21 protein-coding genes are annotated in these 17,088 nt (G+C 68.7%); 8 read left to right on the plus strand and 13 right to left on the minus strand.

Annotated elements, in window-relative coordinates; genetic code table 11:
* Positions 1-159: 159 nt before the first annotated feature.
* Complete coding sequence (locus ABD978_RS16475; protein ID WP_345354459.1) at positions 160-957, plus strand: phosphatase PAP2 family protein; 798 nt, start codon at positions 160-162, stop codon at positions 955-957.
* 159 nt (positions 958-1,116) lie between these two features.
* Here ABD978_RS16475 and ABD978_RS16480 read toward each other — a convergent pair whose 3' ends face one another.
* Together ABD978_RS16480 and mca are read right to left on the minus strand one after the other, a co-directional pair.
* Positions 1,117-1,335 (minus strand): hypothetical protein, encoded by a 219-nt coding sequence (locus tag ABD978_RS16480; RefSeq protein ID WP_345354460.1) that lies wholly within the window; start codon positions 1,333-1,335, stop codon positions 1,117-1,119.
* Positions 1,332-2,189, minus strand: coding sequence for a mycothiol conjugate amidase Mca (gene mca / locus ABD978_RS16485; RefSeq protein ID WP_345355923.1), 858 nt, complete (start codon positions 2,187-2,189; stop codon positions 1,332-1,334). The genes ABD978_RS16480 and mca overlap by 4 nt, the downstream gene beginning before the upstream one ends.
* Before the next feature lie 253 nt (positions 2,190-2,442).
* Between mca and ABD978_RS16490 the strand changes: the two genes are divergently transcribed.
* On the plus strand, positions 2,443-2,856 hold the full coding sequence (locus tag ABD978_RS16490; protein ID WP_345354463.1) for a DUF4307 domain-containing protein: 414 nt from the start codon (positions 2,443-2,445) through the stop codon (positions 2,854-2,856).
* A 133-nt stretch (positions 2,857-2,989) separates the two neighbouring features.
* Positions 2,990-3,490, plus strand: a complete 501-nt coding sequence (gene greA / locus ABD978_RS16495) for a transcription elongation factor GreA (protein WP_345354465.1) — start codon at positions 2,990-2,992, stop codon at positions 3,488-3,490.
* A 141-nt stretch (positions 3,491-3,631) separates the two neighbouring features.
* Here greA and ABD978_RS16500 read toward each other — a convergent pair whose 3' ends face one another.
* Complete coding sequence (locus ABD978_RS16500) at positions 3,632-4,099, minus strand: Lrp/AsnC family transcriptional regulator (RefSeq protein ID WP_345354467.1); 468 nt, start codon at positions 4,097-4,099, stop codon at positions 3,632-3,634.
* Between the two features lie 159 nt (positions 4,100-4,258).
* Between ABD978_RS16500 and hppD the strand changes: the two genes are divergently transcribed.
* The 3 genes from hppD (at position 4,259) to ABD978_RS16515 (ending at position 8,501) form a co-directional block, all read left to right on the plus strand.
* The gene (hppD, locus tag ABD978_RS16505; RefSeq protein ID WP_345354469.1) at positions 4,259-5,404 is read left to right on the plus strand and encodes a 4-hydroxyphenylpyruvate dioxygenase; all 1,146 of its coding nucleotides are present in this window, start codon (positions 4,259-4,261) and stop codon (positions 5,402-5,404) included.
* 156 nt (positions 5,405-5,560) lie between these two features.
* Positions 5,561-6,985, plus strand: coding sequence for a M1 family metallopeptidase (locus ABD978_RS16510; RefSeq protein ID WP_345354471.1), 1,425 nt, complete (start codon positions 5,561-5,563; stop codon positions 6,983-6,985).
* A 97-nt stretch (positions 6,986-7,082) separates the two neighbouring features.
* Positions 7,083-8,501, plus strand: a complete 1,419-nt coding sequence (locus ABD978_RS16515) for a M1 family metallopeptidase (protein WP_345354473.1) — start codon at positions 7,083-7,085, stop codon at positions 8,499-8,501.
* A gap of 64 nt (positions 8,502-8,565) precedes the next feature.
* Here ABD978_RS16515 and ABD978_RS16520 read toward each other — a convergent pair whose 3' ends face one another.
* From ABD978_RS16520 to ABD978_RS16535, 4 genes are all read right to left on the minus strand, one after another.
* Complete coding sequence (locus ABD978_RS16520; RefSeq protein WP_345354475.1) at positions 8,566-9,312, minus strand: SDR family NAD(P)-dependent oxidoreductase; 747 nt, start codon at positions 9,310-9,312, stop codon at positions 8,566-8,568.
* A gap of 34 nt (positions 9,313-9,346) precedes the next feature.
* A complete protein-coding gene (locus ABD978_RS16525) occupies positions 9,347-10,522 on the minus strand; it encodes an NADH:flavin oxidoreductase (RefSeq protein ID WP_345354477.1) in 1,176 nt (391 codons plus the stop codon).
* Positions 10,523-10,593: 71 nt separating this feature from the next.
* The gene (locus tag ABD978_RS16530) at positions 10,594-10,686 is read right to left on the minus strand and encodes a DUF397 domain-containing protein (protein WP_345354479.1); all 93 of its coding nucleotides are present in this window, start codon (positions 10,684-10,686) and stop codon (positions 10,594-10,596) included.
* Positions 10,677-11,453: a helix-turn-helix domain-containing protein gene (locus ABD978_RS16535; protein ID WP_345354481.1), complete on the minus strand. Its 777-nt coding sequence runs from the start codon at positions 11,451-11,453 to the stop codon at positions 10,677-10,679. Before ABD978_RS16535 ends, ABD978_RS16530 begins: the two co-directional genes overlap by 10 nt.
* Before the next feature lie 160 nt (positions 11,454-11,613).
* Here ABD978_RS16535 and ABD978_RS16540 point away from each other — a divergent pair, with 160 nt between their 5' ends.
* Together ABD978_RS16540 and ABD978_RS16545 are read left to right on the plus strand one after the other, a co-directional pair.
* On the plus strand, positions 11,614-12,021 hold the full coding sequence (locus tag ABD978_RS16540) for an ATP-binding protein (RefSeq protein ID WP_345354483.1): 408 nt from the start codon (positions 11,614-11,616) through the stop codon (positions 12,019-12,021).
* The gene (locus tag ABD978_RS16545; RefSeq protein ID WP_345354485.1) at positions 12,018-12,272 is read left to right on the plus strand and encodes a hypothetical protein; all 255 of its coding nucleotides are present in this window, start codon (positions 12,018-12,020) and stop codon (positions 12,270-12,272) included. The genes ABD978_RS16540 and ABD978_RS16545 overlap by 4 nt, the downstream gene beginning before the upstream one ends.
* Positions 12,273-12,334: 62 nt before the next feature.
* Here the strand turns inward: ABD978_RS16545 and ABD978_RS16550 are convergent, their stop codons facing one another.
* From ABD978_RS16550 to ABD978_RS16575, 6 genes are all read right to left on the minus strand, one after another.
* Positions 12,335-12,730, minus strand: coding sequence for a nuclear transport factor 2-like protein (locus tag ABD978_RS16550; RefSeq protein WP_345354487.1), 396 nt, complete (start codon positions 12,728-12,730; stop codon positions 12,335-12,337).
* Positions 12,731-12,741: 11 nt separating this feature from the next.
* On the minus strand, positions 12,742-13,590 hold the full coding sequence (locus ABD978_RS16555; RefSeq protein ID WP_345354489.1) for an alpha/beta fold hydrolase: 849 nt from the start codon (positions 13,588-13,590) through the stop codon (positions 12,742-12,744).
* Positions 13,591-13,657: 67 nt separating this feature from the next.
* Positions 13,658-14,140, minus strand: coding sequence for a winged helix-turn-helix transcriptional regulator (locus ABD978_RS16560; protein ID WP_345354491.1), 483 nt, complete (start codon positions 14,138-14,140; stop codon positions 13,658-13,660).
* A 175-nt stretch (positions 14,141-14,315) separates the two neighbouring features.
* A complete protein-coding gene (gene ilvA, locus ABD978_RS16565) occupies positions 14,316-15,527 on the minus strand; it encodes a threonine ammonia-lyase (protein ID WP_345354493.1) in 1,212 nt (403 codons plus the stop codon).
* 148 nt (positions 15,528-15,675) lie between these two features.
* Entirely contained in the window at positions 15,676-16,110 is a 435-nt protein-coding gene (locus ABD978_RS16570) for an SRPBCC family protein (RefSeq protein WP_345354494.1), read from the minus strand.
* Between the two features lie 87 nt (positions 16,111-16,197).
* Positions 16,198-17,076 (minus strand): MBL fold metallo-hydrolase, encoded by an 879-nt coding sequence (locus tag ABD978_RS16575; RefSeq protein WP_345354496.1) that lies wholly within the window; start codon positions 17,074-17,076, stop codon positions 16,198-16,200.
* Between the last annotated feature and the right edge of the window lie 12 nt (positions 17,077-17,088).

The raw sequence follows: 17,088 nt of genomic DNA on the forward strand, positions 1-17,088 counted from the left end.
TACTACCTGAACGCGTCCTGAGAGCCCGCTCGGGAGACGCACCGGAGGCCCTGGGCGTCGGGAATGAACCAGGTAGATGTACGTTACACATAACACCGGTGCAGGAGGGTACGGACAGACCTCGGACAGAGGCACGACGGCGGAGGGGGTCCCGCGTTGGTGACCAAAGTTCCCCGGGCGTACACGGCACCGCCCCCGGCACTTCCCACGATTTCGACACGCCCCCGCAACCGATGGTGGGGCGAGGTACTGCTGCTCTTCGCCGTGTACCTGATGTACGACGGCGTGCGGATGCTGGTGGCGGCGGGCCACGGGCAGGCGTTCGCCGACGCGCATCACGTGCTCGGCCTGGAGCGGGCGCTGCACCTCGCCCACGAGCGGGCCGTCAACCACGCCGTCTCCGGCCTGCCGGTCCTCGGGGTCGCGATGTCGTACGCCTACGCGACCCTGCACTACGTGGTCACGCCGGTCGTGCTGGTGTGGCTGTGGAAGCGGCGCCCCTGGCAGTACGCGCGGGCCCGTACGACGCTGGTCGCCGCCACCCTGCTCGGGCTGGTGGGCTTCTCGTTGTTCCCGACGGCCCCGCCGCGGATGCTGCCGGGCTTCGTCGACACGCTCGCGAAGTACCACGAATGGGGCTGGTGGTCCGGGGACGCCAGCGCGCCCAAGGGGCTGGGCGGTCTGACCAACGAGTTCGCGGCGATGCCGTCCCTGCATGTGGGCTGGGCGGCCTGGTGCGGCTGGCAGGTCGCGCGCAACACCACCCGCCGCCTGCTGCGGATCCTGGCCGTGGCCTATCCGGTCTTCATCTTCGCGGTCGTCATCGGGACCGCCAACCACTACATCGCCGACGCGGTCGCCGGACTGGCCGTGATCGTCGTTGGAGCCGGGCTGGCCGGCGCGGCCGACCGGCTCCGGGGCCGATCCCCGGTCCAACGGGTGCCCGCCTCGGCCTGAAGCGACGGACGCCCTGGCCGGACCCGACACCCCGGCCTGGCCGGACGCCGCGACCTCACCCGACGCAGCGGCCAGGCGCGGCACACCTGCCTGGCGCGATACACCGGCCCTCGTCACGCCGAGGGCCGGTTCTCCGGACGGGAGGTCCTGCAGGAGGTGTCAGGCCTTGCGCTCGTCCGCGTCGGACGTGACGCTCTTCTTCTGCCGGCGCTCCCAGTCGGCCTGCCGCAGCTCGTCCTCGCTGGGCGCCTCGATCCTCCGGATGTGCCGGTTCATCGAACGGATCAGGAAGAAGAGCGTCACGCCCAGCGCGGCGACGATGAAGAAGGCCACCACCCCAGGGGTGACCTGGTCTTCGTTGACCGCGAGATACATCATGACAGGCACACCTTCTCCCGGACGCCGGCGAACAGGTCGTCCTCCGGCAGCTCCGTGTCGACCAGGGAACGCGCCAAATGGTAGTCCTCGGTCGGCCATGCCTCGCGCTTGATCTCCGTCGGGCAGGCGAAGAACGGCCCGTTCGGGTCGATCTGCGTGGCGTGCGCGAGGAGCGCCTGGTCACGGACCTCGAAGTAGTCGGCGCACGGCACGCGGGTGGTGATCTCCCACTGGAGCGGGCGGTCCTCCCAGCGCTGGAGCATCTCGGCGTAGGGCGACTCGAGCCCCGCCTTGATCATCGCCGTGTGCTCCGCCTGGAACCGCTCCTGGTGGAAGGTCAGGTGGTAGTAGAGCTTGAGCGGCTGCCACGGCTCGCCGGTGCCGGGGTACCGGTCGGGGTCGCCCGCCGCGTTGAACGCCTCCACCGACACCTTGTGACACATGATGTGGTCGGGGTGGGGATAGCCGCCGTTGTCGTCGTACGTCAGGATCACGTGCGGCCGGAACTCCCGGACCGCCCGGACCAGCGGCTCGCTCGCGACCTCGATCGGCTGCAGGGCGAAGCAACCCTCCGGCAGCGGCGGCAGCGGGTCGCCCTCGGGCAGGCCCGAGTCGACGAAGCCCAGCCATTGCTGCTCCACGCCCAGGATCTCCCGGGCCTTGGCCATCTCCTCCATGCGCACCGCCGCGAGGTTGGCCTTGATCTCCGGCTTCTCCATCGCGGGGTTGAGGATGTCCCCGCGCTCGCCGCCGGTGCAGGTGACGACCAGGACCTCGACGCCCTCGGCGGCGTAGCGCGCCATCGTGGCGGCGCCCTTACTGGACTCGTCGTCCGGGTGAGCGTGGACGGCCATCAGGCGCAACGGCTCCGTACCGGTCGATCTCTCGGACAACGTAGGCTCCCCGTCAGCGTAAGGTCGTAGTCGTCGCGCGGGTGGCCCCGGTCATCAAGGCCGCTCCCGCCAGGTGGATTCTTCCGGAGAACACCGGCCCCCCGCACGAAGATTCCCGGGCGGGGCCACGGTAACGAGCCCCACCGACATTTCGAGGGAGGGATGCGGTGTTCGACCTCGGCGCGACCCCCGAGGCGGCCACGCCGCGACGCCGATGAGCACGCCCGACACCGCCCGCACGGGCGACCCCGACATCGCCGGCACGGGCGCCCCCGATGCCGCCCGCAAGGGCAACAAGGTGGCCTACGCGGTCATCGGCCTCCTGGTGGCGGTCTGCGCCGTGGGCTGGGCGATCATCGTGGGCTTCTCGGAGGGCAGGCCGGGGATCACCCCGGAGGTCATCTCCTTCCAGCTGGCGGATCACTCGGTGCGAGTGCACTACCAGATCAGCAAGCCGAAGGGCGATGACGTGCGCTGCGCCCTGGTCGCGTACGCCACCGACCACTCCGAGCTCGGCCGGGCCGAGGTGACCGTTCCGCCCGGTACCGGCAGTGTGGAGAGGCACCAGGAGCTGCCGACTTCATCACGGGCCACATCGGTGACCGTCAACGACTGCCGCGTAGGTTAAAAAGGGCTCCCCACTGGGGAACAAACATGAACGTCATAACGGCATAAAGCTCTCGACGCTCGGCTACTTCACGTTCAAGTGCCGGTAGCCTAGAGAGTTCAACGGCCGCACATCCTGTGGATGAGGAGTACCCGTGACCGAGACCCGCGATGAGAACGTCACCTGGCTGACCCAGGAGGCGTACGACCGGCTCAAGGCAGAGCTGGACTACCTCACGGGTGAGGGCCGGATCGCGATCGCGCAGAAGATCGAGGCCGCCCGCGAGGAAGGGGACCTGCGGGAGAACGGTGGATACCACGCGGCCAAGGAGGAGCAGGGCAAGCAGGAGGGCCGTGTCCTCCAGCTTCAGCAGATCCTGCAGAACGCCCGCGTGGGTGAGGCACCGCGTACCGAAGGCGTGGTGGGCCCCGGAATGACCGTGACCGTGCAGTTCGTCGGTGACGACGAGGAGGTCACGTTCCTGCTGGCCTCCCGGGAGGAGAGCGGCGCCCCGATCGACGTCTACTCCCCCAAGTCCCCGCTCGGTGCCGCGATCAACGGCAAGAAGGTCGGCGAGAAGGCCAAGTACAACCTGCCGAACGGCCGGAGCATGGAGGTCGAGATCCTCGACGCCACGCCGTACGTCGGCGGCTGAGGCCCCCGTTCTCCCGACGGCCGGTCGCACCCCCGGTGACATCGGCCGAAATCCCGGATCGATCCCGCAACGTCGAGACGATCGGACCTGACGCGCGTCATCGCCCGTACGCCGGCGGCGTACGGGCGATGACGCGTGCGGTCACGGCCGCGTCGCGGCCCGTACTAGCGGCAGCGTCCGCTGCGGCACCGGCGTGGCCAGCGCGATGACGGTGGAGGTCCGCTGGACGCCCTCCACGTCGACGATCAGGTCGATGACGCGCTGGAGATCCTGGTTGCCCCGCCCGACGATGCGGCACAGCATGTCGCCGCCACCGGTGATCGTGTGCACCTCGATGACCTCGGGGATGGCCGCCAGCCGCGCGGCGACGGGATCATGCCCGCCCACCTGCCGGATCTCCAAGGTGACGAACGCGGTCACCTGGTAGCCCAGCGCGGCCGGGTCGACATCCGGTCCGAACCCGCGGATGACCCCGCGCTCCTGCAGCCGGTCCAGCCTCGCCTGCACGGTGCCGCGCGCCACACCCAGCCGGCGTGAGCACTCCAGAACGCCGATGCGCGGCTCGGCGGTCAGCAGCCCGATCAACCGGGCGTCGAGGTCATCGATCATCTCGCCTCACCGATTCCCTGGGCAGGGTGTACAGATCTCCCAATCGTCTGCCGAGTGCACTGTACAAGGTGCGCAGTGAATCTGTCCGGCCTTGCGCACTCTGTACCTGGCGATCGACATTGTGGAGGAACCTCGCCCACCGCAGTGCAGGGAGTAGCCATGACTGAGGTAACCGAGCGGCAGGAACTCGCGTCGCGCCCGCGCCGGGAGGACCCGTTCCCCGTCAAGGGCATGGACGCCGTCGTCTTCGCCGTGGGCAACGCCCGCCAGGCTGCGCACTATTACTCGTCCGCGTTCGGGATGCGCTGCGTCGCGTACAAGGGGCCGGAGACCGGGAGCCGGGACGAGGCCGCGTACGTGCTGGAGTCCGGTGGCGCGCGGTTCGTGCTGAAGGGCGCCGTCCGCGCCGGCACCGACCTCGGCCGGCACGTCGCCGAGCACGGGGACGGCGCGATCGACCTGGCCATCGAGGTGCCGGACGCGGAGGCGGCGTACCGGCACGCGATCGCCCAGGGAGCGACGAGCGTCGAGGCCCCGCACGTCCTGGAGGACGAGCACGGCAAGGTCGTGGTCGCGGCCATCGCCGCCTACGGCGAGACCCGGCACTCGCTGGTGGAGCGGACGGACTACTCCGGCCCGTACCTGCCGGGATACGTCGCCGCCGACCCCATCGTGGCGCCGCCCGCCAAGAGGTACTTCCAGGCGATCGACCACTGCGTCGGCAATGTCGAGCTCGGCAGGATGGACGAGTGGGTGGAGTTCTACCAGCGTGTCATGGGCTTCACCAACATGAAGGAGTTCGTCGGCGACGACATCGCCACCGAGTACTCGGCGCTGATGTCGAAGGTCGTGGCCGACGGCGGCAGAAAGGTGAAGTTCCCGCTCAACGAGCCGGCGATCGCCAAGAAGAAGTCCCAGATCGATGAGTACCTGGAGTTCTACGGCGGCGCGGGCATGCAGCACATCGCCCTGGCCACCAACGACATCCTGCGCACCGTGGACGCGATGCGCGCGGCGGGCGTGGAGTTCCTGGACACGCCGGACTCCTACTACGAGGACCCTGAGCTGCGGGAGCGCATCGGTGACGTCCGGGCGCCGATCGAGGAGCTGCAGAAACGGCGGATCCTGGTGGACCGCGACGAGGACGGTTACCTACTGCAGATCTTCACCAAGCCCGTACAGGACCGGCCCACCGTCTTCTTCGAGCTGATCGAACGGCACGGCTCGCTCGGCTTCGGCAAGGGCAACTTCAAGGCCCTTTTCGAGGCGATCGAGCGAGAGCAGGAACGGCGCGGGAATCTTTAGTCGGCGATCTCCGGAGAAGGGGGAGATTCCCGGCAAGGGGCGGGCAAAGTCTTCTTTGCGAAGGCGCGGCGACCGGTCCGGTTCCGCCGTTTCACCGGCCGGATCGGGCAAAACGGCGAGTTCGCTTTATCGGCGTTTTGCGGCGAGGCTGGGGCGGTGAGTCTTCCCTCTTCCCGGATCACCGTGAGCGCGCTGCTGGTCGGCGCGCTCACCGCCTGCTCGCCGCACGGCGGCTCCGCCCGGTCGTCGGCGGCGGCCTCGGCGCCGCCGGCCGTCGGGGCCACGAGCGTCGGGGACTCCTACGTCCCCGGTGACGGCAACGGCGGCTACGACGTCCAGCACTATGCCCTGGACCTGCGGATCACGCCCAAGGGGACGCCCGAACTGGCCGGCACCGCGACCGTCACCGCGGTCGCGACCAGCCCGCTGAGCCGCTTCGACCTGGACCTCACCGGGCTGACCGTGTCCGAGGTCACGGTCGACGGCCGGACCGCCTCCTACTCCCGCACCGGCAGCGAACTCGCCGTCACCCCGGCCACGCCGATCGCCCGGGGCGGGCGGTTCGCCGTCCGGATCCGCTACTCCGGGAACCCGGGGCAGGTCGACGACCCGGCGCTGGGCCGGTACGGCTGGATCAGCACCTCGGACGGGGTCTTCACCGGCGACGAGCCGAGCGGGGCGCACACCTGGTTCCCCTCGAACGACCACCCGGCGGACAAGGCCAGCTTCGACTTCCGGCTCACCGTGCCGCGCGGCCTCACCGCGATCGCCAACGGGATCCAGACCAAGGCCGCCACCAGCGGGAACTCGACGACCTACACCTGGCGCGAGGACGCCCCGATGGCGACCTACCTGGCGATGGTGGACGTCGGGCGGTTCAAGGTCCGCACCGGCCGTACGCCCGGCGGTGTCCCGGTGTACGCGGCGGTCGACCCGGCCGTCACGACCACGACGGCGGACAAGCTGTACACCACGACCGCACAGGTCGTGGACGCGTGGTCGAAGCTGTTCGGGCCGTACCCGTTCGCGTCGACCGGCGGCGTCATCGACGACCTCCGGGTCGGGTTCGCGCTCGAGACGCAGACCAAGCCGGAGTACAACCCGACGATGGGCGCCGACCCGACCACGGTCGCGCACGAACTGGCGCACCAGTGGTTCGGCGACAGTGTGACGATCACTCGCTGGAGCGACATCTGGCTCAACGAGGGCTTCGCGACGTACGCCGAGTGGCTGTGGGGTGAGCGGACCGGCACCGGCCCGTCCGTGCAGACGCAGTTCGACCAGCGGTACCGCCAGGTCGACAGCCCGGACCTGTGGTCGGTGCCCACGGCCGCGCCGGGCCGGTCGCAGTTGTTCGGCCGCGCGGTGTACGAGCGCGGCGGCATGACCCTGCACGCGCTGCGGCAGAAGGTGGGGGACGCGAAGTTCTTCGCGATCCTGCGGGCGTGGACGAGCGAGCACCGTCACGGGAACGCCACGACCCCGCAGTTCATCGCGCTCGCTGAAAAGGTCTCCGGCAAGGATCTCGGCAGATTCTTCCAGGTGTGGCTGTACGGAAAGACGCGCCCGACCTCGTGGTGAGCACGAGTGGAACCTTGTGATCGGCGAGGACAGAGAGCATGCTGTGTCCCGCGTGACACCTGAGGCGTCGCGCCATCAAGGACAACTGGAGAGGTGCATGGCAAGGCTTACCCCACGAGCTCTGTCGATCGCCGCCATCGTGGCGGCGGCCGGCCTGCTCACCCCCCTTTCCGCCGCACAGGCCAAGACCGGGTTCACCCCCGGCGCGCCCGGCGCCGGTGACCCGTACTTCCCCGACATGGGCAACGGCGGCTACGACGCCCGGCACTACAGCCTGTCGCTCTCGTACGACGCCGGCACCAAGGCGATCGACGCGCAGGCCACGATCTCCGCGACCGCGACGCAGAACCTCTCCCGGTTCGACCTGGACTTCCTCGGCCCGCTGAAGATCAGCAAGCTCAAGGTCGACGGGCAGCCGGCGAAGTTCGAGCGCACGGGCGCGCAGGAGCTGGTGATCACGCCTCCGCACGGCCTGCACAAGGGACGGTCGTTCACGGTGGACGTCGCCTACTCCGGCGTCCCGCAAATGATCGACGACAAGGCGCTCGGCATCTCCGGCTGGATCCAGACGCACGACGGCGCGGTGGCGCTCTCCCAGCCGTTCGGCTCCGCGACCTGGTACCCGGTCAACGACAGCACCGACGACAAGGCGACGTACGACTTCACCATCACGGTGCCGAAGGGCCTGCAGGCGCTGGCCAACGGCGAGCCGACCGGTACGCACACGCACGGGTCGACCACGACGTACCGCTGGGCGGACCGGCAGCCGACCGCGAGCGAGCTCGTCATGGTGGCGATCGGCCACTTCGACGTCAAGGACACCCGTACGCCGAGCGGTCTGCGCAACATCACCGCCGTCGACCCGACCTCGGTGAAGTCGGCCACGGCCTCGGACGACTTCAACCGGGCGACCTCCGACGTCATCGAGTGGGAGCAGAAGCTGTACGGCCGCTACCCGTTCGGCTCCGTCGGCGGCATCAACGTGCTGGCCCCGAACGTCGGCTACTCCCTGGAGACGCAGGGCCGTCCCGTGTACGCGCGCCGGTCGGCCGGCGCGCTCCCGAGCGCGGACCTGCTCGCCCACGAGCTGGGCCACCAGTGGTTCGGCGACGCCGTGACCCCGGCGCAGTGGAAGCACATCTGGCTGAACGAGGGCTTCGCGACCTACTCCGAGTGGCTCTACAGCGAGCAGCACGGCGGTCAGACGGCGCAGCAGTACTTCGACCAGGCGTACAACTCCGCGGACACCGACTGGACCGGCAAGGTCGCCGACCCGGGCCGTGATCACATCTTCGACGACCTCACCTACACGCGGGCCGCGATGACGATCCACCAGATCCGCAAGGCCGTCGGTGACAAGGTGTTCTTCCAGCTGATCAAGGCGTGGCCGGCCGAGCACCGCTACGGCAACGCCACGACGGCGCAGTTCATCTCCTTCACCGAGCACTTCACCCACAAGAACCTGGACAAGCTGTTCAAGGCGTGGGTCTACAGCGAGGGCAAGCCCGCGCTGTAAGCAAGAGTTCGAAGACGACCCGGTGACTCGGTGAGTCACCGGGTCGTTCGCTTCGCCGCGTCGGTCAGCCGGCGGCCATGCCGTTGTCGACGCTGAGCACCGCGCCGTGGATCGAGCGCCCTTCGTCCGAAGCGACGTAGGCGAACAGGGAGGCGACGTCCTCCGCCTCACCCGCGTTGCGGAGGGGGGCGTACCGCATCAGCAGGTCGACCTCGACGTCCGCGGGGAACTCCCACTTCTGGATGAGCGGTGTGTCGATCACACCTGGGGCGATGGCGTTCACGCGGATGCCCCGCTTGACGTACTCCATCGCCAGCGCCCTGGTCATCTGGATCACCGCGCCCTTCGAAGCGCAGTACGCCACCGTGTACGCCTGTCCCACCAGCCCCGCGCTCGACGCGATGTTGATGATGTTCCCGCCGGTCTCCAGCAGGTACGGCATCGCGGCCTGGCTGAGGAAGAAGCACGCGTCCACGTTGACGCCCATCAGCCGGCGGTACTGCTCGACGGTCAGCTCGGTGAAGTGGTCGGACCGGGCGACGCCCGCGATGTTGCCGAGCACGTCGATCCGGGAGTACGCGTCGACGCACTCTTGGACCACCGCCGCGCAGGTCGCGGGGTCGGAGACGTCGGCCGTGCGAGTGGTGACCGTCCCGTCCGCGAGCGACGCGGTCTCCTTCAGCCGCTCGGCGTCGAGGTCGACGGCGAACACCGTGGCGCCCTCCCCCACCAGGCGGAGTGTGGTGGCGCGGCCGATGCCGGAGGCCGCGCCGGTGATCAGCGCGACCTTTGCTGCGAAACGCTGGGACATGCGGGTCGTCCTCTCCGGGCGGGGCCGCCGGTGTTCAGGCGAGTACGCAGTGAGTGCCGCGGAAGATGGTCGGCATGCACTTGTTGCAGTGGATGCACAGCGACCGCGTTGCGGGATCCTTGCGAATGCGGTTGACGAGGTCGGGCTCGCGGAGCAGCGCGCGGGCCATGGCGACGAACTGAAAGCCCTCGGCCATCGCGCGGTCCATCGTCGCCCGCTCGGTGATGCCGCCCAGCAGCACCAGGGGCAGTCTCAGGGCGGCGCGGAACTGGCGGGCGCTGTCCAGCAGGAACGCCTCCTGGTAGGGATAGCTCCGCAGGAAACGCCCGCCGACCAGCGCGATGCCCAGCCGCTGCGGCTGGGGGAACGCCCCGGCGAACTCCCGGAGCGGCGCGTCGCCCCGGAACAGGTACATCGGGTTGAGCAGCGAACTGCCCACCGTCAGCTCCAGCGCGTCGACGCCGCCGTCGCGCTCCAGCCACTGGGCGACCTGCAGGCTCTCGTCCAGCCAGAACCCACCCGGTACGCCGTCGTCCATGTTGAACTTCGCGAGGACGGCGATCCGGTCCCCGACGGCGTCCCGTACGGCCCGTGCGATGCCGAGCGCCACCTTCGCCCGGCCTTCGAGTGATCCGCCGTACTCGTCCCGGCGCTTGTTGAGCCTCGGGCTGAGGAACGCACTGGCGAGGTAGTTGTGGCCCAGGTGGATCTCGACCGCGTCGAACCCCGCCTCGATCGCCAGTAACGCCGCGTCGCCGTACGCCTTGGTGACCCGCTCGATGTCGGCCGGAGTGGCCTTGCGGTTCATCCGCATGCTCTGTGGATTGAACCCGCCGGACGGAGCCAGCGACGGGACGCCGTTGGACCTGCCGTTCGCCACGGGCCCGGCGTGCCCGAGCTGAGCCGAGATCGCCGCACCCTCGGCGTGCACCGCGTCGGTCAGCCGCCGCAGACCCGGCAGCGCCTCCGGACGCATCCAGATCTGATGCCGCTCGGTACGGCCCTCCGGCGCCACCGCGCAGTACGCCACCGTCGTCATGCCGACCCCGCCCGCCGCATGCCGCCGGTGGAACTCGATGAGCTGATCGGTGACGACGGCGCCCTTCGTCATCCCCTCGAACGTCGCCGCCTTGATGACCCGGTTCCGAAGGGTCAACGGCCCGAGCCGCGCCGCCTCGAACACGTCCGGGGCCGCGGATCCCTGCTCCATACGCACGCCTCCTGCCGCCCCGAAAGACGTCCGGCGCGGCCGCGAGTCCATCCGCGGCCGCCGCCGGCCGATCACTCGCCGTCGAGCACGGTCACCTCGACGCAGTCGCCGCCGTTGTCACTGCTGCGCTTAGACTTCCGCCACTGCGCGTCGTTCACGTCCATCTCTCTTCCGCCGTTCTCCTGATGAAGTCCAACGACTCTCGCTGGGAAAGGGCATGGGTACGGATCGTCTCCCACACATCCTCTAAGGCGGCTATGTCCTCGTGGTTGCCGGTGACGATCCCGCGAACGGCCGTGTCTATATAACCCACCTCACTACCGTCGATCGTCCCGATTGTAAAGGCCCCCGACAGTCGCGGGCTGGCGTCGGAGGGGACGACCTGCACGGTGACGTGCTCGGAAACGCTGTCGACGAGCCGCAGGAGCTGCTCGTGCATCACCTTCGGGCCGCCCTTGTCGCGGTAGAGAACCGCTTCGTCGATGACGAAGTGCAGTTTCGGCGGCGGGTCCGCCGAGAGAAGCGCCTGGCGCTCCATTCGCGTCTGCACCGCCGCCTCGTTCCCGCCGAGGAGGACCCGCGCGTAGTCCTCGGTCTGCAGCAGACCGGGCATGATCGCGAGTTGGAACGACCGGAGCCGGGACGCCCGGCGTTCTTCGATCAGCCAGTCGCGTATCCAGCGGGGAAGGCTCTCCTGTTCGAGGAGATCGAAGAGATCGACCAGTGCGCCGTCCGAGGTTTGGAGCGCGCGTTCTATCGCGGCGACCATCTCTCGCGAGGGGCGCTCCCGCCCCGTCTCGATCGCGCTGATCGTCTTGTCCGAGCAGGGGATCTCCTTGGCCAGCTCGACCTGTGTGTATCCCGTCCGCTTCCGGTTCCGCCGGATCGCCGCTGCGAGCTTGATCAGGGCCGGGCTCGGGGGATTGCCCATGTCGATACCTTTCTGTCCGACTCTAGATATCTCTCGTCGGCTCCGTGAGTTGCCACGAATTCTCTGCGCGTTGTGACCGTTCAATTCCGGAGCGTAGCGCATGTCGGCACTGTGGACAGAGCTTGCAGAAAGGCAGGCCATTCAAGGCGGGAGCCGTCCCATGCGCCAACTGCCCACAGAGCCGAACGACATCCGGACCCTAACGATCATGGGTGACCCCAAAGAGGCCAAGCGCGCCCGCGCCTTCGCGCGCACAACACTCGACAGCCTCGGCTGTAACCCCAGCACGATCGACGACGGAGAATTGATCGTCTCCGAATTGGCCACGAACGCGATCGCCGCGGCTCCCGGAAAACAGATCGACATATCGATCTTCCCGATCAAGGACCTCGTCGCCATCTATGTCTACGACCCCGCGAACGAGCTACCCCGACGACAGCGCCCGACCCTGGCCGGCGAAAAAGGACGCGGCCTCGCGATCGTCAGGAGCTGCTCGTATCGGCACGGGACCTCCCCGAGCGCTTCGGGAGGGAAGGTCGTCTGGGCGATGGTGCGGAGGTACTCGTGATCGACACCACCCTCACCATCGAGCACATCAAGGCACGGTTCTCCGAATGGATAATCGCATTCGATCCATCGATGCGCTGTTACTGGCTCCTTCACTGGCGCTACCTGGAGCTCGGATGGTGCCGGGTCGACTCGATGCTCCGCATCGAGGCCGTGATCCTCGACATCCGACGAAGGTACGCCCCGTATGTCCGCTCCTGGGAGACGGCTCAAGGCGTTGCGCTGGTATTCACTGCATCTAGAGCGCAGTGATTGCCAGGGAGCACGGCCGGGGCCGACGCCGGCGTCATCCGCCGGCCTGTCGGCGCGTGGTGTCACATCACCGTGTCGGTTTCCAGCGGCCCGGCGGTGATGCGAATGCTTCGAATGCGGAGCGGTTGTCCATCGTCGAGGTAGTAGATGTGCATGAAGGGGGCGCGCACCATGTGGTCCGGTTCGGTCTTCTTGGCCATGGTCGCCTCGCCGTGCAGGAACACGACGCCGTCGGCGCTCCAGCATTCGAGGACGTCGTGGGTGATGTTCAGCGGTTCGTCGATCTTGACGAAGAACGCCTTGATGGCCTCGGCGCCGCGGACATGCGCGGTGCCGAAGAACATCTCGGTGTCCTCGGTCATGTGCGCGAACCCTTCTCCGAACTCAAGGGTGTCGATCTCGCGCATGATCTGCAGGATCCAGTCCGGCGTCGTGGCCGGGGTCGCGTCGTGGGTCATGGTCGGCTCCTTCAGACGGTGGCGGGCAGAGCGGCAAGGAAGGCGTCGATCTCGGCGTTGACGGCGTCGGGGTTCTCGCGCGCCGCCAGGTGGCCGGTGTGAAGCAGCACGCGGAACGTGCTGCCCTCGATGGCGTCCGCCATCTTGCGCACGGCGTGCACCGGGAACTGGCTGTCCTCTTCACCGGCGATGATCAGGACCGGGATGTTCCTGATGGTGGCCAGCCGGCGGTGCTCGTCCTTGCGGCCGATGAGGATGCTGCGCAACGCCCATGCCACGGATTTGGGGTCGTCGCGCAGGACGAAGTCGGTGAACTTCAGGAACTCCGGGTTGGTGGCCTCCGCGGTCGGGCCGGCGAACGCCGCGCGCGCGGCCCTGGCGGCCAGTGGCGGCATCTTGGCGTGCAGCGAGAGGTAGGTCGCCAGAGCGGTGGCCCAGATGCTCTCGAACATCGTGGGCAGTGAGGCGGTGCAGTTGATGCCGATCGCCGCCGCGGTGCGCTCGGGGTGGTAGGCGGGAAAGACCCCGGCGAGCATGCCGCCCCAGCTGTTGCCCATGAGCACGCACTTGTCGATCGCGAGGCTGTCGAGGATCTCGACCAGCGCGTCCGCACAGTCCCTGAGATCGATGATCTTGCGAAGGGCGTCGGACCTGCCGTGCCCCGGGCTGTCGATGAGCACCATGCGGTGGCGGGGGGCGAAGTGCTCGTACTGATAGCGCCACATGGTGCCGTCCATCATCAGGCTGGGCCAGCAGACCATGGCCGGGCCGTCGGGCCGGCCTCCCTCGCGCACGTTGATCAGCCCGAGGGAGGTGGGGATCAGTTGCTCGGTGACCTCATCAAGCCAGCTTGTCGTCATGACCAGTCGTCCTTTCACGCGACGGAGCCATGACTAGTACTTTATTGCTACTAGTTCATCGTTGCAACTAGTTGGTCTGCGATGAAACCCCCTTCACTTCCTCCTCCTGGACGCCGAGCGGCAGCAGGGTCGAAGCCACGATCGGCTGGTGGCAGGCGCTGCAGGCGAGATAGGGGTCGGTCTCACCGCCGCAGGCCGTGTGCACCAGCGGGCGGCGAGCCTCTTCTCCCCCGGTCGCGTGGCCCTCCGCCCAACGGGTGATCGCCACGATGGCCGGGACGACCAGCTCGCGGGCGGCCTCGGTGAGTTCGTACTCGTACCACGGCTTGTCGGAACGGTAGGCGCGCCTGGACAGCAGACCCAGCTCGGTCAGATCATTAAGACGCGACGTGAGGATGTTCGCCGAGATGCCGAGGGTGCGCTTGAGCTCACCGAATCGGCGGACACCGAAGAACACCTCCCGCAGGATCTGATAGCTCCATCGTTCGGAGATCGCGGCGAGGAACGCCTGGCCGTGCTGGAACGTGACATGTCCGGTACGATCAGCCACAACCCCTCCAGTAGTTTCAGAACACAACTAGTTCGTGAATTCTACTATCGGCGTCTCGGGGCGGACACGGATCGGGCTGACAGTGCCGCGCGACAGGGCGGGTCGGCCAGACCACCGACCAGGCCGCCCGACCCGGCGCGGCGGGCGGGAGGCCAGAGCGCGGCGGCGGCGGACGTCAGCTGAAGCTGAGGGTGTAGCCCTCGGCGCGGAGGCGGCCGAGGACCTCGTCGCAGTGGTCCGGGCCGCGGGTCTCCAGGTGCAGCGACACCTCGGCCTCGTCGATGTTCAACCGGGCGGCGGTCCGCTGGTGGACGACGTCCAGGACGTTGACGCCCAGTTCGGCCAGCTCGCTCAGCAGCGTGACGAGCGCGCCGGGCCGGTCCGGGAGCCGGACGCGGAACATCAGGTAGCGACCGGCCACCGCCAGCCCGTGGCGGAGCACCTTCGACAGCAGCAGCGGGTCGATGTTGCCGCCGGACAGCACCGTCACCACGGGCGGCTCGAACATCTGTGGCCGGTCCAGGAGCGCGGCGACGCCGACCGCGCCGGCGGGCTCGACGACCTGTTTCGAACGTTCCAGGCAGTTGAGCAGGGCTCGGGAGATCATCTCCTCAGAGACGGTGACGACCGAGTCGACGAGCTTGGAGATCAGTTCGAAGGTGAGGTCGCCCGGTCGGCCGACCGCGATGCCGTCGGCCATGGTGCCGGCCGGCTCCACGGACACGGGGCGTCCGGCGGCCAGTGACGGCGGGAAGGCCGCCGCGCGCTCGGCCTGGGCGCCGACGACCCGTACGTCCGGACGCAGTTCCTTCACGGCCGCGGCGATCCCCGCGATCAGGCCGCCGCCCCCGACCGGCACCACGATCGTGCGGACCTCCGGGCACTGCTCGAGGATCTCCAAGCCCACCGTGCCCTGCCCGGCGACCACGTCGGGATGGTCGAACGGGTGGATGAAGACGGCCTCGTTGTCGTGGGCGTACGCCTTGGCGGTCGCCAGGCAGGCGTCCACGCCCGGTCCGCCGAACACGACCTCCGCGCCGTACGCCCGGGTCGCGGCGACCTTCGGCAGCGGGGCGCCTTCCGGCATGAAGACGACGCTCCGGCAGCCGAGCAGCGTGGCGGCCAGCGCGACGCCCTGCGCGTGGTTCCCGGCGCTCGCCGCGACAACGCCGCGCGCCCGCTCCTCCGCGCTGAGGCGGGCGATGCGGACGTACGCTCCGCGCGCCTTGAACGACCCCGCGCGCTGAAGGTTCTCGGCCTTGAGCAGGACCGGGCCGCCGACCTTCGCCGACAGCGACCGGGACTCCAGGATCGGGGTCGTCACGGCGACCTCGCGTAGTACCTCGCGAGCCGCACGGACCTCATCTACGCTGACGGGACCGCTCATGCCCCGAGTCTCCCACGGCAGGGATCGGGCACTCATCCCACCAGGTTCGTGGCGTCGGTGTGGGGCGCGTTCAGGGCTCCGCCGAAGCGGTGGCATATCAGGGGCCAGGCCGGTCGGAGCCGGGTCTTCGTGACGGTGGTGGATGCCGTCATGGTGTGGATTCGAGGATCCGCCGGAGGGTGTGCAGGTTCTTTTTCATTCCTTGTTTGAACAAGTGTTCGGCGATGCCGCTGAGGGGGTGGGGCAGGCCCGTTCCGCTGATCTGTGCCTCGAGTGTCAGCCTGGTGCCTGCTGCGGTCGGTTCGACCCGGTAGTGGTAGCGGAAGGGTGTGGGGCCACTGGTGGAGGCGAAGGTGACCTGTTCGCCCGGGATGTGGGTGGTGACCTCGACCTCGTTGTGGGCGGGGCCACCGGGCAGCGAGCGCACCGTGCGGAATCGTGCGCCGTTTCCGGAGAAGGCCGGGGTAAGGGCGGTGACCTGGGTAACGGCTTCGTACCAGCGAGGCATTGTGCGGAAGTCGGCGATGAAGGCGAACACGGTGTCACTGGGGCGGTTGATGTCCAGTGAGATCTGAAAGCTCATTCTGGCTCCTGGGGGCATGCGGAGGGTCGGTGGTCGGGGGCTGTCGAGGGCGGCGGTCGGCCGCCGGGCCGGGGGCGAGGGCGGCGGTCAGCCGCCGACCGGGGGGCTGTCGAGGGCGGCGGTCAGCCGCCGCCCTGCCTCGGGGTCGTGTGCCGGCAGCACGACCAGTCCGGGAAGCCGGCTGCGGAGTTGGTTGACCATCCCGGTGGCGGTGCGCATCTGCCGCTTGCCGCCGACGCCGGGGAGTTCTCCTTGGGCCAGGAGCCGGTCGTCGTAGGTGAGGTCACCGACCATGAGGAGCGGTCGGCGGCCGGGGCGGCGCACGAGCATCGACAGGGAACCGGGGGTGTGGCCGGGGGTGGGCAGCAGCACCAGGCTGCCGTCGCCGAACAGGTCGTGCCCGTGCTGGAACGGCGCGAGCGCGGGGTCGGCGAGGCCTTCCATCGTGATGCGCTTCCACCGCAGGCCGGGCAGGTCGATGTGGTCGGTCAGCAGACCGCGGGCACGGCGCAGCGGCCGGTGCAGTGACTCCCATTCGGATCGGCTGACCACGATCTGGGAGTCACCCAGCAGCGGGAGACCACCGATGTGGTCCTGATGCAGGTGGGAAAGGACCGCGGTGTGGACGTTCTGGACGGCGTGACCCAGCCCTCGCAGCCCGGCCGCCAATGTCTCGTCGGCAGCGATGTCGAACTTGGCCAGCCGCGAGTAGACCAGGCCGTTGACCCCGCCGGGGAAGTAGTCCGGATCGGTGACCGAGGCGCGATCCTGGCCGGTGTCGAACAGCACCAGGCCCTGGCGGTGTTCGATCACGTAGACGTTGATCGGCCGGGGGGCCGTCCAGCGCCGGGATGTGGCCAGCCACAGGTAGGTGTTCTTCCACGTCGGCCCGACGTGCTCGGGACGGATCGTGACGTTGCCGGTGCTGATGACCGAGACTCCCGCGATGGGGTCGGACGTGCTCATGGCACTCTCCCT

The organism is Actinoallomurus liliacearum (genome assembly GCF_039542035.1).
Classification (GTDB): Bacteria; Actinomycetota; Actinomycetes; order Streptosporangiales; family Streptosporangiaceae; genus Actinoallomurus; species Actinoallomurus liliacearum.